Origin of the sequence: Stenotrophomonas sp., from assembly GCF_032061965.1 — a bacterium.
Classification (GTDB): Bacteria; Pseudomonadota; Gammaproteobacteria; order Xanthomonadales; family Xanthomonadaceae; genus Stenotrophomonas.
The window spans coordinates 1-15,359 of sequence record NZ_DAMBEF010000006.1 but is presented as its reverse complement, the minus strand read 5'-3'; the positions used below and the strand labels follow the sequence as shown (position 1 = coordinate 15,359).

17 protein-coding genes and 1 tRNA gene are annotated in these 15,359 nt (G+C 64.6%); 7 read left to right on the top strand and 11 right to left on the bottom strand.

The window, feature by feature from the left end; all coding sequences use genetic code 11:
• Positions 1-293 precede the first annotated feature (293 nt).
• From RT460_RS04550 to ispG, 3 genes are all read right to left on the bottom strand, one after another.
• Complete coding sequence (locus tag RT460_RS04550) at positions 294-941, bottom strand: response regulator (protein ID WP_313317426.1); 648 nt, start codon at positions 939-941, stop codon at positions 294-296.
• A gap of 322 nt (positions 942-1,263) precedes the next feature.
• Positions 1,264-1,953, bottom strand: a complete 690-nt coding sequence (locus tag RT460_RS04545) for a phosphatase PAP2 family protein (RefSeq protein ID WP_313317424.1) — start codon at positions 1,951-1,953, stop codon at positions 1,264-1,266.
• On the bottom strand, positions 1,934-3,199 hold the full coding sequence (gene ispG, locus RT460_RS04540; RefSeq protein WP_313317422.1) for a flavodoxin-dependent (E)-4-hydroxy-3-methylbut-2-enyl-diphosphate synthase: 1,266 nt from the start codon (positions 3,197-3,199) through the stop codon (positions 1,934-1,936). Before ispG ends, RT460_RS04545 begins: the two co-directional genes overlap by 20 nt.
• Before the next feature lie 84 nt (positions 3,200-3,283).
• Between ispG and RT460_RS04535 the strand changes: the two genes are divergently transcribed.
• Complete coding sequence (locus tag RT460_RS04535) at positions 3,284-4,510, top strand: ATP-binding protein (RefSeq protein ID WP_313317421.1); 1,227 nt, start codon at positions 3,284-3,286, stop codon at positions 4,508-4,510.
• The gene (locus RT460_RS04530) at positions 4,507-5,073 is read left to right on the top strand and encodes a response regulator transcription factor (protein WP_313317419.1); all 567 of its coding nucleotides are present in this window, start codon (positions 4,507-4,509) and stop codon (positions 5,071-5,073) included. Before RT460_RS04535 ends, RT460_RS04530 begins: the two co-directional genes overlap by 4 nt.
• 345 nt (positions 5,074-5,418) lie before the next feature.
• Here the strand turns inward: RT460_RS04530 and pgi are convergent, their stop codons facing one another.
• The 6 genes from pgi to pcnB form a co-directional block, all read right to left on the bottom strand.
• On the bottom strand, positions 5,419-6,930 hold the full coding sequence (pgi, locus tag RT460_RS04525) for a glucose-6-phosphate isomerase (protein ID WP_313317417.1): 1,512 nt from the start codon (positions 6,928-6,930) through the stop codon (positions 5,419-5,421).
• Positions 6,927-7,307, bottom strand: coding sequence for an aspartate 1-decarboxylase (panD, locus tag RT460_RS04520; RefSeq protein WP_313317415.1), 381 nt, complete (start codon positions 7,305-7,307; stop codon positions 6,927-6,929). The genes pgi and panD overlap by 4 nt, the downstream gene beginning before the upstream one ends.
• Before the next feature lie 179 nt (positions 7,308-7,486).
• Entirely contained in the window at positions 7,487-8,329 is an 843-nt protein-coding gene (panC, locus tag RT460_RS04515; RefSeq protein ID WP_313317414.1) for a pantoate--beta-alanine ligase, read from the bottom strand.
• Positions 8,326-9,141 (bottom strand): 3-methyl-2-oxobutanoate hydroxymethyltransferase, encoded by an 816-nt coding sequence (panB, locus tag RT460_RS04510; protein ID WP_313317413.1) that lies wholly within the window; start codon positions 9,139-9,141, stop codon positions 8,326-8,328. Before panB ends, panC begins: the two co-directional genes overlap by 4 nt.
• 31 nt (positions 9,142-9,172) lie before the next feature.
• On the bottom strand, positions 9,173-9,661 hold the full coding sequence (gene folK, locus RT460_RS04505) for a 2-amino-4-hydroxy-6-hydroxymethyldihydropteridine diphosphokinase (RefSeq protein WP_313317412.1): 489 nt from the start codon (positions 9,659-9,661) through the stop codon (positions 9,173-9,175).
• Between the two features lie 3 nt (positions 9,662-9,664).
• Positions 9,665-11,044: a polynucleotide adenylyltransferase PcnB gene (gene pcnB / locus RT460_RS04500; protein WP_313317410.1), complete on the bottom strand. Its 1,380-nt coding sequence runs from the start codon at positions 11,042-11,044 to the stop codon at positions 9,665-9,667.
• A gap of 41 nt (positions 11,045-11,085) precedes the next feature.
• Between pcnB and RT460_RS04495 the strand changes: the two genes are divergently transcribed.
• Positions 11,086-11,160: transfer RNA gene (locus tag RT460_RS04495), tRNA-Glu, on the top strand.
• 160 nt (positions 11,161-11,320) lie between these two features.
• Complete coding sequence (fdxA, locus tag RT460_RS04490; protein ID WP_054656826.1) at positions 11,321-11,644, top strand: ferredoxin FdxA; 324 nt, start codon at positions 11,321-11,323, stop codon at positions 11,642-11,644.
• Positions 11,645-11,711: 67 nt separating this feature from the next.
• On the opposite strand, the gene RT460_RS04485 is transcribed toward fdxA, so the two are convergent.
• Complete coding sequence (locus RT460_RS04485) at positions 11,712-12,224, bottom strand: hypothetical protein (protein ID WP_313317408.1); 513 nt, start codon at positions 12,222-12,224, stop codon at positions 11,712-11,714.
• A 30-nt stretch (positions 12,225-12,254) separates the two neighbouring features.
• Positions 12,255-13,148: a 4-hydroxy-tetrahydrodipicolinate synthase gene (dapA, locus tag RT460_RS04480; protein ID WP_313317407.1), complete on the bottom strand. Its 894-nt coding sequence runs from the start codon at positions 13,146-13,148 to the stop codon at positions 12,255-12,257.
• A 161-nt stretch (positions 13,149-13,309) separates the two neighbouring features.
• On the opposite strand from dapA, the gene RT460_RS04475 reads away from it, so the two are divergent.
• The 3 genes from RT460_RS04475 to RT460_RS04465 all read left to right on the top strand — a co-directional run.
• Positions 13,310-13,870, top strand: a complete 561-nt coding sequence (locus tag RT460_RS04475) for a glycine cleavage system protein R (protein ID WP_313317405.1) — start codon at positions 13,310-13,312, stop codon at positions 13,868-13,870.
• A gap of 79 nt (positions 13,871-13,949) precedes the next feature.
• Positions 13,950-14,429 carry a peroxiredoxin gene (locus RT460_RS04470; protein WP_313317403.1) on the top strand — a complete coding sequence of 160 codons (480 nt, stop codon included), beginning with the start codon at positions 13,950-13,952 and terminating at the stop codon, positions 14,427-14,429.
• A gap of 82 nt (positions 14,430-14,511) precedes the next feature.
• Positions 14,512-15,359: PIN domain-containing protein (locus RT460_RS04465; protein WP_313317402.1), on the top strand; the 848-nt coding region annotated here is incomplete at its 3' end.

Sequence of the window (15,359 nt, the reverse complement as noted above, 5' to 3'; positions counted from 1 at the left end):
GCTCGCGTCGATACGCAAAGCCGGATGACGCACGAAATATTTTCAGATCCCGGTAGCCCGGGTAAGCGCAGCGCACCCGGGGGCTTTTCGCCCGCAATCGGGAACACCATCCGTCACTCGATTCCGGGGTGCGCTGCGCTTATCCGGGCTACGGCGGTGGTGAAGCATTAGTCCCGGACACAAAGCGCGTCGGCAAGGCGGCGGGCAGCGCAGGCCGGGCCGCACCGCCCATTCGCAAAAAAAAAGCAGCGGCCCAAAGGCCGCTGCGCTGATAGTGCCGAAAAACCAGGCTCTCAGATCGGACGCGTAGGGTCCACGACGCCGTACTGCGCGGCCAACCGCGCCAACGCGATGTTGTCCTGTACGTTGAGCTTCTGGAACAGGCGCGCCTTGTGCGTGTTCACCGTCTTCGCACTGAGGCTCAGACGCCGGGCGATTTCTTCCTGGCGGTGGCCCTGGATCAGCAGCAAGGCCACCTCCAGTTCGCGCGGCGACAGCAGATCAAATGGCGACTCACCGCCTTCCAGGTTCGACAGCGCCAGGTTCTGCGCGATGCTGTTGGCCAGGTAGCGGCGCCCCATTGCGACATCATGCACAGCGCGGATCAGCTCCTTGGAATCCCCCGCCTTGCCTACGTAGCCGGACGCCCCCGCCTCAAGCAGACGCTTCGGCATCGGCCCGTCTTCCAGCACCGACACGATGATCACCTTGGTGCCGTGGTCGCCCTTGACGATGCGCTCGGTGATTTCAAGGCCACTGAGCCCTGGCAGATGCAGGTCGCACAGCACCACGTCGGGCTTGAGACGACGAACCAATGGCAATGCGATCTCGCCACTGTCCGCCTCCCCAATAACATCGATGCCTGGCTGACCGGACAGAATCATCCGGATGCCGGTCCGCACCAAGGCGTGGTCATCGATAAGAAAAACACTGATGGACATGACGGATTCCTCGCAACGAGGTAAGGGTTAAGATCGTGGCCACGTCCCGGTCAGGGCATCCGAGGCAACGGCCTCCCCCGTCACCTCTTTGGCGAAAGCCATACGTATTATCGAACAGAAGTGGCCTTTCGGCTCACCAGCAGACCCTTCCGCAGAGACTGGACGTTGTTTCCCGGATGCCGGGACCCCTTATTGGGTGCCCTGCGAAAGTGGGTCCACTATGCCGATCACGCGGACACGGCGCCCATCAGTTCAACGCGCCCAACCACTTAGGAGTTTCCTTACCTGAAGGACAGAAACGCTGACAGTGCCAGGGCAGCACCTAAATCGCGGGCAAGGACCAGCGCTTGCGGAACATCACGGTATGCACGCCGATGACCCAGACCAGGGCGGCACACCAGCCGGCAAGGATGTCCGAGGGGTAATGCACGCCCAGATAGACGCGGGACAGCCCCACCAATACGACGAACAGCGCCGCAGCGAGCAGCACGGGCCAACGCCAACGCGTATGCCAGGCCAGGAACACCACGGTGAGGGCCAACGTCATCGAACCCATCGCATGGCCACTGGGGAAACTGAAAGTGCTCTCCGGCGCTATCGACTCCCACAGGCTCGGGCGATCGCGCTGGAACACCTGCTTGCTGCCCAGGTTCAACAATGCCGAACCAATGAAAGCGGTGGCGGCAAAGGCCGCCTTGCGCCATCGCCGCGCCGCCAGCAGGACTACGACGATCACCACGTCCAGCGGAATCACGCCCCACTGATAGCCCAGCTTGGACACCAGGATGAAGAACGCATCCAATGCCGGCGAGGCCAGGCCATGCATGCGTAACAGCAAGACGTCATCAAAGTGCAGCGACTCGGCTTCGTGGATCTCATCTGCCAAGGCCGCAAAGCCTGCCAATGGCAACAGCACGCCGCCGAACAGCAGCAATAGGCGCCAGGCATTGTGCGCCAGCCACTGCCGCAGGCCTGCGGCTTCAGCCCGGGACTCAGCCGGGGTTTCGCGCATAACGGGTTTCGACGTAATCGTCGATCAAGGCCACGAAATCCTGCGCGATGTGTTCGCCGCGCAAGGTCACTTTCTTCTCGCCGTCGACGAACACCGGTGCCGCCGGGGTTTCACCGGTACCCGGCAGGGAAATGCCGATATTGGCGTGGCGTGACTCGCCCGGGCCGTTGACGATGCAGCCCATCACCGCCAGGGTCATGTTCTCCGCGCCCGGGTGGCTGACCCGCCACACCGGCATCTTCTCGCGCACGTGGTTCTGCACCACCTTCGCCAGCTCCTGGAAGAACTCGGACGTGGTGCGGCCGCAGCCTGGGCAGGCCGTGACCATCGGCGTGAATGCACGTTGCCCGGTGGTCTGCAGCAGCTCCTGCGCAACGATCACTTCCTGCGTACGCGGCTGGCCAGGTTCGGGGGTCAAGGAAATGCGGATGGTGTCGCCGATGCCTTCCTGCAGCAGCACTGCCAGCGCCGCCGAAGAAGCCACGATGCCCTTGCTGCCGATCCCCGCCTCGGTCAAGCCGAGGTGCAGCGCGAAGTCCGAGCGCAAGGCAAGGTCGCGGTAGACCGCGATCAACTCCTGCACGCCACTGACCTTGGCCGAGAGCACGATGCGGTCACGCGGCAGGCCCAGCTCGACCGCGGTTTCGGCCGAGTCCAGCGCCGAGCGGATCAGTGCCTCGCGCAGCACCCGGCCGGCATCCCATGGCTGCGCACGCTGGCTGTTCTCGTCCATCAGCTTGGCCGCCAGCGCCTGGTCCAACGAGCCCCAGTTGGCGCCGATGCGCACGGGCTTGTTGTACTTGATCGCGAACTCGATCAGCTGCGCGAACTGGGTGTCCTTCTTCTTGCCGAAGCCGACATTGCCCGGGTTGATGCGGTACTTGGCCAACGCCTCGGCACAGGCCGGCTCACCACTGAGCAACTGGTGGCCGTTGTAGTGGAAGTCGCCGATCAACGGCACGTCGATGCCCATCATGCGCAGCTTTTCAACGATGCGCGGTATGGCGGCGGCGGATTCAGGGTTGTTGACGGTCAGCCGCACCATCTCCGAGCCGGCGCGCCAGAGCTCGGCAACCTGCTTGACGCTGGCAGCCACGTCGGCGGTATCGGTGTTGGTCATCGACTGCACCACCACGGGGCTGCCCCCACCCACCTTCACGCCGCCGATATCGACAGCCTGGGTGATGCGGCGGGGCCACGCGGTAGCGTCGGTGGGCGGAGTTGGTCGGGTCACGGCGTCATGCATGGCGGCTATTTTAGCGCGCCCGCTGCCCGCCCGGGATGAACCCTCCGTTGCGTTGTAGCCGCCCGGACAGCATACGATTGCGCCATGCAGACCCAAGACACCTCCTTCCTGCGCACTTTGTGCAGCCTGCGCTGGCTGGCCACCGCCGGCCAGGCCACCACCATCCTGGTCGCCACCTGGCTGCTGGGCCTGGAACTGCCGCAACTGCCGCTGTGGGCCGGCGTGTTCGTCCTGGCCTTGTTCAACCTGTACGTGCAGCTGCGGGTGCACGACAGTGACCCCGCGCCAGTCACCGCGTTCGGCCACATCCTGGTGGATGTGACCGTGCTGACCTGGATGGTGGGCTGGAGCGGCGGCATCGCCAATCCATTCGGCTCACTGTTCCTGATCCTGATCGCGCTGGCAGCGCTGGCACTGCCATTGCGCTGGACCCATGCCGTGGCTGCGGCCTGCGTGGCCGGGTATGCACTGAGCGCGGTATTCGGCCTGCCATTGCGTGGTGGCTATTTCGACACGATGAGCCTGCACCTGTGGGGTGCAGCGGCCAACTTCCTGCTTTCCAGCGTGGTGGTGCTGGTGTTCTCGACCCGGCTGGCATCCGCATTGCGCGAGCGTGAAAGCCAACTGGCGGCGCTGCGCGAGCGCTTCGTCCGCAACGAAGGCATTGTCGCTTTGGCTACCCACGCAGCCTCGGTCGCCCATGAGCTCAACACGCCATTGGCGACGATGACCCTGCTCACCGACGACATTGCCGAGCAATGCGCGGACAACCCGGAAATGCGCGACGACCTGGAAACCCTGCGCGAGCTGCTGGTGCAATGCCGCGAGAAGGTCATGGCCCTGGCCGCACCTGCCGAAGGTGCGCGCAGCCGCGCGGTGGTCTCCATCGGCAGCGTGCTTGAGCAGTGGCGGCTGGTGCGCCCGACCATCGAGCTGCGCCGCAATCCCGATGCTCCCTTGCAACTGCAACTGGAACCTGGCATCGGTCACCTGCTGCAGGTACTGCTGAACAATGCCGCCGATGCCGGCGAAAACAGTGGCCGCGCGCAGATCGACCTGGACATCCGCGTACGCGACGGCCAGCTTTACGGCGAGGTACGTGACTACGGGCCGGGCTTCAATGCCAATGACGCTGCCCTGCCAGGCACCTTGTTCAACAGCGGCAAGACCGACGGCATGGGTGTCGGCCTGGCACTGTCCCATGCCACCATTGAACGACTGCACGGCGAACTGTGGACGCGTCCGGCCGATGGCCAGGGCGCACGCGTCGGCTTCCGCCTGCCATTGCAACAAACCGAGGCAACCGAATGAATGCTCCCGCTGTCCATGGCCTGTTGGTCGACGACGACCCGCTCTACCTGCGCACCTTGCAGCGCACGCTCGCACGCCGCGGCATCGAAACGGTTACCGCCACCGATACCGCCGGGGCCTTGCAACTGGCATTGCAGTCGGCGCCGGCATTCGCCCTGATCGACCTGAAACTGGGCAGCGAGTCCGGGCTGAGCCTGATCCAACCCTTGCGCGAGCTGCGTCAGGACATGCGCATCCTGCTGGTTACCGGCTACGCATCCATCGCCACTGCGGTGGAAGCAATCAAGCTGGGAGCGGACGATTACCTGCCCAAGCCGGCCACGGTGCAGATGATCATGCGCGCACTGGGCGAAGAGGACGAAGGGGCCGAGGAACCGGAAGATCTGGAGCCACCGGACGCCATGACCCCGATCAGCCGCCTGCAGTGGGAACATATCCAGCAGGCCCTGCACGAAACCGGCGGCAACGTCTCGGCAGCGGCACGGCTGCTCGGCATGCACCGGCGTTCACTGCAGCGCAAACTGACCAAGCGCCCCAGCCCGGAACGCGACCCAAACCGATAGGCAGGCCCCGTATCCCTGTAGTGCCGAGCCATGCTCGGCACGCGCTCTTGTGTAGTGCCGAGCCATGCTCGGCAAGCGCTCCTGTAGTGCCGAGCCATGCTCAGCAAGCGCTCTTGTAGTGCCGAGCCATGCTCGGCAAGCGCTCCTGTAGTGCCGAGCCATGCTCGGCAAAGGCCTGCACAAGTGATGCGAAAGCCCCCCATCCCTCCCCTTTGCTGCGCAAAAGGGAGAGGGCAAAAAATGCGAAAGCCCCCCCAACCGCCTCCTTTTTTGTACAAAAGGGAGAGCAAAAAAGCCGCGCATCTCTGCGCGGCTTTTTCTTCAACAGCGACACACGATCCGAGATCAGCGCAGCCGCGCCAATAGCTCGCGTGTCATCGGGTCGGCAATCTCCACGGCCTGACCCTGCAGCGCCGGCAGCAACTGGTTGGCCAACTGCTTGCCCAGCTCGACGCCGAACTGGTCAAACGCATTGATGCCCCACACCAGCGACTGCACATACACCGCGTGCTCGTACATCGCGATCAAGGCGCCCAATGATTGCGGGGTCAATGCATCCAACAGGATCAGCGTGCTCGGGCGGCCCCCGGGGTACTGGCGGTGCGGGTCCTCGCTGTCCTGGCCGTTGGCCAGCGCTTCGGTCTGCGCCAGCAGGTTGGCCAGCAAGGCCTGGTGGTTGATTTCGTAGGGGTCGTCACTGCGCACGCAACCAATGAAATCTGCCGGGACGATACTGGTGCCCTGGTGCAGCGCCTGGAAGAAGCTGTGCTGCACATCGGTACCGGCACCACCCCACCAGACCGGCACGGTGTCGCCATCGACCGGGCTGCCATCAAGCTTCACCCGCTTGCCCAGGCTTTCCATCACCAACTGCTGCAGGTAGGCCGGCAGCAGCGCCAGGCGCTGGTCGTAGGTCATCACCGCGTGCGTGGCGTAGCCCAGCACATTGCGGTTCCAGATGTCGGTCAGTGCATGCAGCACCGGCAGGTTCTGCGCCAACGGCGCGGTGGCGGCGTGCACATCCATCTGCGCGGCACCGTCCAGCAACTGGCCAAAACGCTCGAAGCCAATGGCCAGCGCGATCGGGAAGCCCACCGCCGACCACAGCGAGTACCGGCCGCCCACCCAATCCCACATTGGCAGCACGCGCTCGGCGGCGATATCGAACGCCTTTGCAGCACGCTCGGGATTGGCGCTGACCGCATACAGGCGATCACTGCCGCCCAGCCAATCACAGAGAATGCGCCCGTTTAGCAGGGTTTCCTGGGTACCAAAGGTCTTGGAAATCAGGATGCCGGCGGTGGTCGCCGGGTCCAGCGTCGCCAGGGTGCGCTGCATCGCTGCACCGTCGACGTTGGAAACAAAGTGGACACGGAAGCGCGCACCTGCTGCCGGACGCAGTGCATCGGCCACCAGGCGCGGCCCCAGGTCAGAACCACCAATGCCAACACTGACGATGTCGGTGACATTGCTGGCTTCCAGCGCGGCAATCAGCGCGCCCATGCGCTGCTGCACGGCCGCCGCCTCGGCATGTGCGGCAACAGCAACCGGATCGGTACTGGCATCGCCACGCAGCGCACTGTGGAGCACGGCACGGTCTTCGGTGATGTTGATCCTGCCGCCACCGAACAACCGCTGGAAACCGCCAGCGACATCGCGCGTGGCGGCCAGTTCCAGCAAGGCATCCAGCGCCGCGCGGTCGTATTTCTGCCGCGCGAAGTTCACATACAACGGACCGACCTGCAGCGCCAGACGCTGCACGCGGTCAGGCTCGGCGGCGAGCAGCGAAGGAATACCCGTGCCCTGCAGTCGCTGGGCATGGGCGCGCAATACGTCGTATCCGTTGTTTGTGGTCATGCGGCCTGTGTGGGGATGCTGTCGTTGGTGTGGGAAATGCGGTTGTCGCCGTCGACGTAGACCAGCTTCGGCTTGAAGCTGTCAGCCTCGGCCTCACTCATGCTGGCGAAGGCAGCGATGATGATGATGTCGCCGACCTGGACGTGGCGCGCGGCGCCACCATTGAGCGAGATCACGCCACTGCCCGCCTCGGCGCGCAGCGCATAGGTGGTGAAACGGGCACCGTTGGTCACGTCCCAGATGTGCACCTGCTCGAACTCGCGGATGCCGGTGGCCTTCAGCAGGTTGTCGTCAATCGCGATGGAGCCTTCGTAGTTCAGCTCCGAATGGGTGACAGTGGCGCGGTGAATCTTGGTCTTGAGCAGAGTGAGTTGCATGGCAATGCCGAAACTACGTGAGAAAGCGCGCAGTCTAGCACCGCTGCGAGGCCTTGCCCGCACTGCAACATGACCTTGCCGGTGCAGGACCGGCGGATACGACGATGGCGCCACAGGGGCGCCATCGGAGGTCTCACAGGACAAGGAAACGGACAGCAGAAGTCCGCTCAATTGCCTATTCAGAACTCGATATTGTCGATCAGGCGGGTGTTGCCCAGCTTGGCCGCAACCAGGGCCACGCGAGCCCCCTTGGGGTCCTGCCCCGGCTCGCTCAGGTTGGGCAGGCGGACCACGGCGTAGTCCACCACGAAACCTGCAGCCTGCAAGGCTGCCGCGCCATCGGCCTCGACCACGGCACGAGCGCTGCCCGCCAGATAGGCGTCACGCATGGCCAACAGCACCCGACGGATCACCGTGGCCTGCGGACGCAGCTCAGCGGTGAGGTACTGGTTGCGCGAGCTCATCGCCAGGCCGTCGTCCTCGCGCACGATCTCGCCGCCCAGGATCTCGATCGGGAAGGCCAGGTCGGCGACCATCTGCTGGATCACCGCCAACTGCTGGTAGTCCTTGCGCCCAAATGCAGCCACATCCGGCTGCACCTGGTTGAACAGGCGGCTGACCACGGTACATACACCGTCGAAATGACCGGGGCGGTGAGCACCCTCCAGCAACGAGCTGACGCCCGGCACGTGCACCTTGGCCGCCAGCTCCACGCCAAATGGGTACATGGATTCAACGGTCGGCAGCCACAGCACGTCGCAGCCGGCCTTTTCCAGGCCAGTGGTATCGGCCTCGGGGGTGCGCGGATAACGGGTGAAATCCTCGCTCGGGCCGAACTGGGTGGGGTTCACGAACACGCTGGAAACCACCTTGTCGGCGTGCTGGCGGGCCAGCTTCACCAACGAATAGTGGCCGGCGTGCAGATTGCCCATGGTCGGTACCAGCGCGACGCGCAGGCCTTGGCGCTTCCAGCCGTTGACAACGGCGCGCAGCCGGGAAAGTTCGGTAACGGTCTCAATCATGATGCGTACGCATGCTCCGCGTCAGGGAAGGTTCCGGCGCGCACTGCGTCGGCATAGGCTTGGACCGCACCTGCCACGGAACCCCCTTCGGCAAGGAAATCCTTGACGAATTTGGGCCGGCGATGGCCGCTGTCCAGGCCGAGGAAATCGTGCAGCACCAGCACCTGCCCATCGCACTGCGGGCCAGCACCGATACCGATGGTCGGGATGGCAATCGCGGCGGTGACGCTCGCCGCCACCGGGGTCGGCACGCACTCCAACACCAGCAGGCTGGCGCCGGCATCGGCCACGGCCTTGGCATCGTCCAGCAACTGCTGCGCGGCATCGCCCCGCCCCTGCACGCGATAGCCCCCCAGGCGCAGCACCGACTGCGGGGTCAGGCCCAGGTGCGAGCACACCGGGATTTCGCGTTCGACCAAATGGCGGATGATGTCCAGCTTGAAGCCGGCACCTTCAATCTTGACCATCTCGGCGCCGGCCTGCAGCAGCTGCAGCGACGCATCCAATGCGCGCTCGGCGGTGGCGTCGGCACCAAACGGCAGGTCCGCGACCAGCAGCGCGCGCTCCAGCACCCGGGCAACCACCTTGGTGTGATAGACGATGTCGGCCACGCTGACCGGCAAGGTCGAATCATGCCCCTGCACCACCATGCCCAGCGAATCGCCGATCAGGATCAGGTCAGTGCCATTGGCATCAAGGGTGCGGGCAAAGCCAGCGTCATAGGCGGTCAACATCACCAGCTTCTGACCGTTGCGCTTGGCCTCGGCCAGCGCCGGGACGGTCCAGGGCTTGCTATCTGCGTGGGTGCTCATGTGGGGGCAACGCTCGGTTATGAGCCGAGCATTATCCCCCTAACGGGGTGATGTCGCAGGTTTTCATGCCTACCAATGCAGCCCGCACCGTCCCATGGCCGGGAATCACGGCGTCGGCGGCAATATCGGCCAAAGGCAGCAAAGCGAAGGCACGCTCGTGCAGGTACGGATGCGGCACCTTGAGCTGCGGCAGGTCGATGACCTGCTCGCCATACAACAACAAGTCCAGGTCCAGCGTGCGCGGCCCCCAGTGCTGGCCGGGCAGTCGCACGCGGCCGAAGGACTGTTCAGTGGCAAGCAACTGGGCCAGCAACTCCTCGGCAGGCAACGTTGTTTCCAACGCCACGGCTGCATTGATGAAATCAGGCTGCGCCTCATTGCCCCACGCCGGCGTGCGGTACTGGCGTGATGCCGCCAGCAGCCGACACCGCGGCAGCGCCGCCAGCGCGGCTACCGCCGCGCGCAGGGTCGCCTGCGCATCCCCCAGGTTGGCACCCAGGCCCACACAGGCCATCACCATGTCTTACTCGCCCGCTGCCGCGCTGCTGCCGGTACGACGGCGACGACGGCGGCGACGACGCGGCGCCTCACTGTCTTCACTCATTTCAGCCTGCGCGGCATCCAGCGCCGACTCCAGCTCACGCCCACCCTCGGCCTGTGCTTCCCGCCAGAAGGCGATGTCCTGCGCATGCTCGTCCGAGCCGGCCTGACGCAGCACCAGGAAATCAAAGGCCGCACGGAAGCGCGGATGGCTCAGGGTACGGAATACCCGCTTGCGCTGGCGCGAGCCAAAGCGCGACTGCAGCAGCCAGATCTCCTGCATGGGCAGCGAGAACCGTCGCGGCAGGGCGATGGTGCTCAACTGGTGCAAGGTAACCCGGTCGGCGGCACGCCGCTGCGCTTCTTCCGGCGCCAGGCCCTGCTTCTGCAGGCTGATCAGGTTGCGGCAGAACGCCGGCCACAACAGCAGCGCGAACAGGAAAGCCGGTGACACCGGCTCATCGTTGGCAACCCGCTCGTCGGTATTGCGCAGGCCCTGGATCAGCACCCGGCGCAGCGCGCCGCTGCGGTTGCTCTTCAATGCCGCACCGCTTTCCGGGAACAGCACACTCAGCAGGCCATGACGTTCCAGCCCTTCAAAGCTGGCCACGCCGTGCCCGGACAGGAACAGCTTCAGCACTTCCTCGAACAGGCGCGCAGGGGCGGCCTCGTTCAACAGGCTGGCCAGGCGTGGAATCGGCTCGGCGGTGGCGGCTTCTATATCAAAGCCGAGCTTGGCGGCCAGGCGCACCGCGCGCAGCATCCGCACCGGATCCTCGCGGTAGCGCTGCTCGGGGTCGCCGATCAGCTTCATGCGCCGGGCCAGCACGTCCTCGAAGCCGCCGGTGTAGTCACGCACCGAGAAGTCCTCGATGGCGTAATACAAGGCATTGCAGGTGAAGTCGCGGCGTACCGCATCGTCTTCGATGCTGCCATAGACGTTGTCGCGCACCAGCATGCCGTTCTCGACCTCGCGGTCGCCGCTGCCGTCATCACTGTTGGCACGGAAGGTGGCCACTTCGATGATCTCGCGGCCAAACACGACATGGGCAAGGCGGAACCGGCGGCCGATCAGGCGGCAGTTGCGGAACAACTGCTTGACCTGCTCCGGCGTGGCATCGGTAGCGACGTCGAAATCCTTTGGGCGCCCACCTACCAGCAGGTCACGGACCGCGCCACCTACAAGGTAGGCGCCGAAGCCGGATTCGCGCAGGCGGTACAGGACCCGCAGCGCGTTGGGGCTGATGTCCTTGCGCGAGATCGTGTGCTGATCGCGCGGAATGACGTGCAGGGTGAACGGCGTTGTAACTGTGGAATTGATGGTGGCGCTTCCAGTTGGGTTTACGGGATTGCCGAGCGGCAACCAGATGCATATACTAGCGCGCTCGCCAGACGCGACCAAACGCTCCCTTCGTCTAGTGGTTAGGACGTGGCCCTCTCAAGGCTAAAACAGGGGTTCGAGTCCCCTAGGGAGCGCCAACTCCGTCTGCGAAACCGAAAAGCCCCGCCCTGCGGGGTTTTTTGTTTTACGGCCCGCCCCGCCCCGCGCGATCAACCGCCTGCGACCGGATGCGAGCATTCCCCGCCCCACCCCCTGCAACCTGCTCTAGAATTGCTGGGCTCAAAGCCGGACCCCGCCATGCCTTTTGTCGTCACCGAAAACTGCATCAAGTGCAAACACACCGATTGCGTTGAAGTCTGCCCGGTGGATTGCTTCCACGAAGGCCCCAACTTCCTGGTCATCGACCCGGACGAGTGCATCGATTGCACCCTGTGCGAGCCCGAATGCCCGGTCAATGCGATCTTCCCGGAAGATGACGTACCTGCCGGCCAGGAAGGTTTCGTCGCGCTCAACGCCGAGCTGGCCAAGGCCTGGCCGGTGCTGACCGTGCGCAAGGACCCGCCGGCCGATGCCGCCGAATGGGACGGCAAGCCCGACAAGCTGAAGCTGCTGGAGCGCTGATTGGCGCAGCGGGTACAAAAAAGGGCGCCAGCGGCGCCCTTTTTACTTTGTGCGGAAAAACCCGGGCTCAGCCGCCCAGCTTGCCCTTGAGGGCCGCTACCAGCTTGGTCGCCGCAGCGTCCGTGGCCGGCATGCCGCGCGGATCCACCGCCGACACATAGGCGCCGGCATCGGTCGCAACCACGCGCACCAGGAAGTTGCTGCCTTCGTAGGCAACGTCATAAGAACCCAGCAGCTGCGCACGGCTGGCGATGGTCAGGCCCTCGATGCCGGCCAGTGCTTCGCCAACCTTGCCGAACACGTCGTCGCGGCTGCCGCTGACGGTGAAGCCATTGGTCGATGCCGGTGCGGCGGCGGCCGGCGCGGCCGGCTTGGTGGCCGAGGCCAGGGCCGGAATGGCCGTGGCGCCAGAGGTGTTGGGCAGGTTCAGATCCGGCGGCACTTCCAGCGGACGCGCTTCCGGGGCCAGGGCATAGTCACCGCGAGCTCCGCGCTTGAAGAAGCAACCGGAAGTGGCGACGGCAGTTACCACGCCCAGCACCAGCAGCGAGAACACGCGGACGGTTGAGGTTTGACGCATGGGTGAATCTCCAGGGTTCAGGCCGCCAGATCAGCGGCTGGATAGTTCTTCCAACGCGCCCACGTCCGCCGCCAGATGGTCGGCATGGGCGTGATGCGGCGCAGAAAGCGGGAGCAGCGGCAAACGCAGCCCGTGACCGTAACCAAGCCGCTGCAACAGCGCCTTGACCGGTATCGGATTGGATTCGACGCCACAGAAATCGTGGTAGGGCTGCAGGCGATCATCCCAGGCCTCGGCGGCTTCACGCTGGCCGTCACGGGCCAGGTCGCACAGCGTCCGGTAGGCACCTGGCAACACATTGGAGCCCACCGAGATCAGGCCATCAGCACCGGCCAGCATGGAGCGGGCAGCGCTGCCATCGTCGCCACTGAGGATGGCAAAGGAATCACAGCGCAGCTCCAGCAGCGCCTTGACCCGGGTGGTATCCCCCACCGCCTCCTTGATGGCGACGATGTTCGGATGGCCGGCCAGTTGCGCCACGGTTTCCGGCAGCAGGTCACAACCGGTACGCCCTGGCACGTTGTACAGCACCACTGGCAGCCCGCCCTGCTCTGCCACCGCCAGATAGTGCTGGCGCAGGCCTTCCTGGGTAGGACGCACATACGGCGGCGCTACCACCAAGGCATGGGTGGCGCCATTGGCCGCGGCGCGGCGGGTCAGCGCGATCGTGCGGGCAGTGCCGGACAGGCCAGTCCCAGCCAGCACCGGCATTTTGCCGCCGAGCGTGGCGACCGCGCTGCGAAGCAGGCTGTCGTATTCATCATCGGCCAGGGTGGAGGCTTCGCCGGTGGAGCCGGCGACGACGACGCCTTGGACGCCGCCGTTGAGCTGCTGGGCCAGCAAACGCTGCCAAGCGTCGGTATCGAGTGCACCGTCTGCCTGGAACGGCGTAGCCAGTGCGGTGATGAGGCCTTGGATGGACAAGAGGTTTGTCGCTCTTCGTGGGGGTAAAGAGGCCCGCCAGACGGCGGGTTCGTGACCAAAAGCATGTTACTTGCCGGTCGAAAGCAGGGGCAAGTATGCTGGACACCAGCGAACAGCCCGCCCGGCGGCGCCGTTCAGACTCTCCAGCACCCGGAACCACCTTGACAGACACCACGCCGCGGCCGTTGCCGACCGAAAACCACCTCCTGATCAACGCCTATACGACGCATCCGGAGTCCCCACTGCTGTCCGTCACCCGTCGTATCGCCGACAGCGGCTGCAACCTGGTCGACGCCCGCCTGGCCACCGTTGGCCGCGACGTCTCCGTCACCACCCTGGCCACCGGCTCCTGGGATGCGGTGGCCAAGCTTGAAGCCATGCTCGCCCGACTGGAGCGCGAGGAAAACCTCAAGCTGGTCTGGTACCGCACCGCCGCCAAGCAGGCGCAGTCCAACCTGCTGCCGTACATCGTGGAGGTGGTTGCCGCCGACAAGCCGGGCATCCTGTTCCAGCTTGCCGACTTCTTCGACCGCCAGGGCATCACCATCGAGAACCTGCAGAGCACGCGCTACCAGGCGATGCAGACCGGTGCGGAAATGTTCTCGGCACAGATCACCATTGGTGTTCCCTCCAATATGCATATCGCCGCCCTGCGCGACGATTTCCTCGAGTTCTGCGACCACCTCAACCTGGACGCGATCATGGACCCGATGAAGTTCTGATGGTTTCGCGCACCCATCACAGGTGCGCGGCGTTTCATGTAACTGCAATCGAATTACCCCAGGCTCCGGAAAGGATCTGATGAACATCGGCGATACCCTGGACCGAACCACCCTCGAACTGCCGCTGGCCCTGTCCGGCGGCACCACCACAAGCCTCGGCGAACTCGCCGGCCAATGGCTGGTGTTGTACTTCTACCCGAAGGACAGCACCCCCGGCTGCACGACCGAAGGCCTGGACTTCAACGCCCTGTTGCCGAAGTTCAAGCGCGCCGGGGCACAGGTGTTCGGCATCTCCCGCGACTCGTTGAAGTCGCACGACAACTTCTGCGCCAAACAGGGCTTCAAGTTCCCCTTGATCAGCGACACCGACGAGGCGTTATGCGCCGCTTTCGATGTGATCAAGATGAAGAACATGTACGGCAAGCAGGTACGCGGCATCGAACGCAGCACCTTTTTGATCTCTCCTGACAGCCAGCTCGTGCAGGAATGGCGCAAGGTCAAAGTCGCCGGCCATGCCGATGCCGTGCTCGAAGCACTGAAGGCCGCTCAAACCAAGTGACCCACCTCCCGTTCCAACCCACGTCATCGCCCTGCCCTGCAGGTGCGATGGCGTGACCCTGTCCCGCCACCAGGAATCGACGATGACCCGAGGCAAGCGCATCTACGTACTGGATACCAACGTGCTGATGCACGATCCGACCGCGCTGTTCAAATTCGAGGAACACGATGTCTACCTGCCCATGCAGGTGATCGAGGAGCTGGACAACGGCAAGAAGGGCACCACCGAAGCGAGCCGCAACGCCCGCCAGGTGAGCCGCTTCCTCAATGAGCTGATCGAAGCGGCCGGCATCGGCAGCGTGCAGAACGGCGTGCCGCTGGCACGACCGAAGGGCCTGCAGCTGCGTGGCGCACACAGTGCCGGCAACCTCTACTTCCAGACCAGCCATTTCGAGGCCGGCAAGAGCTTTGGCAAGGTAATCCCGGACAACGCCATCCTCGGCGCGATCCTGGCACTGAAGGAACAGCACCCGGAAACGCCGGTGGTGTTCATTTCCAAGGACATCAACCTGCGCATCAAGGCCGCCATCGCCGGCATCGACTCGGAGGATTACGAGAACGACCGCGCGCTGGATGATTTCAGCCTGCTCTATACCGGCGCCACCCAGCTGCCGGAAGACTTCTGGAAGAAGCACACCGACAACCTGCGCAGCTGGAGCGACAAGGGCCGCACCAGCTACGAGATCCTCGCCGCCGATGACGAGGACTGGCACCCCAACCAGTACGCCTACCTGCCCGGCGATGACGAAGTCGAGCTGAAGGTCGCCAAGGTCGAGGGCGATGGCCGCGTCACCTTGTCGCTGGTCAACGACTTCCGCCACGGCTCGCATTCGGTCTGGGGCATCACCGCGCGCAACCGCGAGCAGAACTTCGCGCTCAACGCACTGATGGATCCGGAGATCGACTTCGTCACCCTGCTCGGCACCGCCGG

What these genes read in the sequence shown, in the direction of transcription:
- panB (WP_313317413.1), bottom strand. Translation starts at nt 9,141, where the DNA reads ATGAGCACCCACGCAGATAGCAAGCCCTGGACCGTCCCGGCGCTGGCC.
- RT460_RS04535 (WP_313317421.1), top strand. Translation starts at nt 3,284, where the DNA reads ATGCAGACCCAAGACACCTCCTTCCTGCGCACTTTGTGCAGCCTGCGC.
- RT460_RS04550 (WP_313317426.1), bottom strand. Translation starts at nt 941, where the DNA reads ATGTCCATCAGTGTTTTTCTTATCGATGACCACGCCTTGGTGCGGACC.
- RT460_RS04485 (WP_313317408.1), bottom strand. Translation starts at nt 12,224, where the DNA reads ATGCGTCAAACCTCAACCGTCCGCGTGTTCTCGCTGCTGGTGCTGGGC.
- RT460_RS04545 (WP_313317424.1), bottom strand. Translation starts at nt 1,953, where the DNA reads ATGCGCGAAACCCCGGCTGAGTCCCGGGCTGAAGCCGCAGGCCTGCGG.
- folK (WP_313317412.1), bottom strand. Translation starts at nt 9,661, where the DNA reads ATGGTGATGGCCTGTGTGGGCCTGGGTGCCAACCTGGGGGATGCGCAG.
- panD (WP_313317415.1), bottom strand. Translation starts at nt 7,307, where the DNA reads ATGCAACTCACTCTGCTCAAGACCAAGATTCACCGCGCCACTGTCACC.
- ispG (WP_313317422.1), bottom strand. Translation starts at nt 3,199, where the DNA reads ATGCATGACGCCGTGACCCGACCAACTCCGCCCACCGACGCTACCGCG.
- RT460_RS04470 (WP_313317403.1), top strand. Translation starts at nt 13,950, where the DNA reads ATGAACATCGGCGATACCCTGGACCGAACCACCCTCGAACTGCCGCTG.
- panC (WP_313317414.1), bottom strand. Translation starts at nt 8,329, where the DNA reads ATGATTGAGACCGTTACCGAACTTTCCCGGCTGCGCGCCGTTGTCAAC.
- pgi (WP_313317417.1), bottom strand. Translation starts at nt 6,930, where the DNA reads ATGACCACAAACAACGGATACGACGTATTGCGCGCCCATGCCCAGCGA.
- fdxA (WP_054656826.1), top strand. Translation starts at nt 11,321, where the DNA reads ATGCCTTTTGTCGTCACCGAAAACTGCATCAAGTGCAAACACACCGAT.
- RT460_RS04530 (WP_313317419.1), top strand. Translation starts at nt 4,507, where the DNA reads ATGAATGCTCCCGCTGTCCATGGCCTGTTGGTCGACGACGACCCGCTC.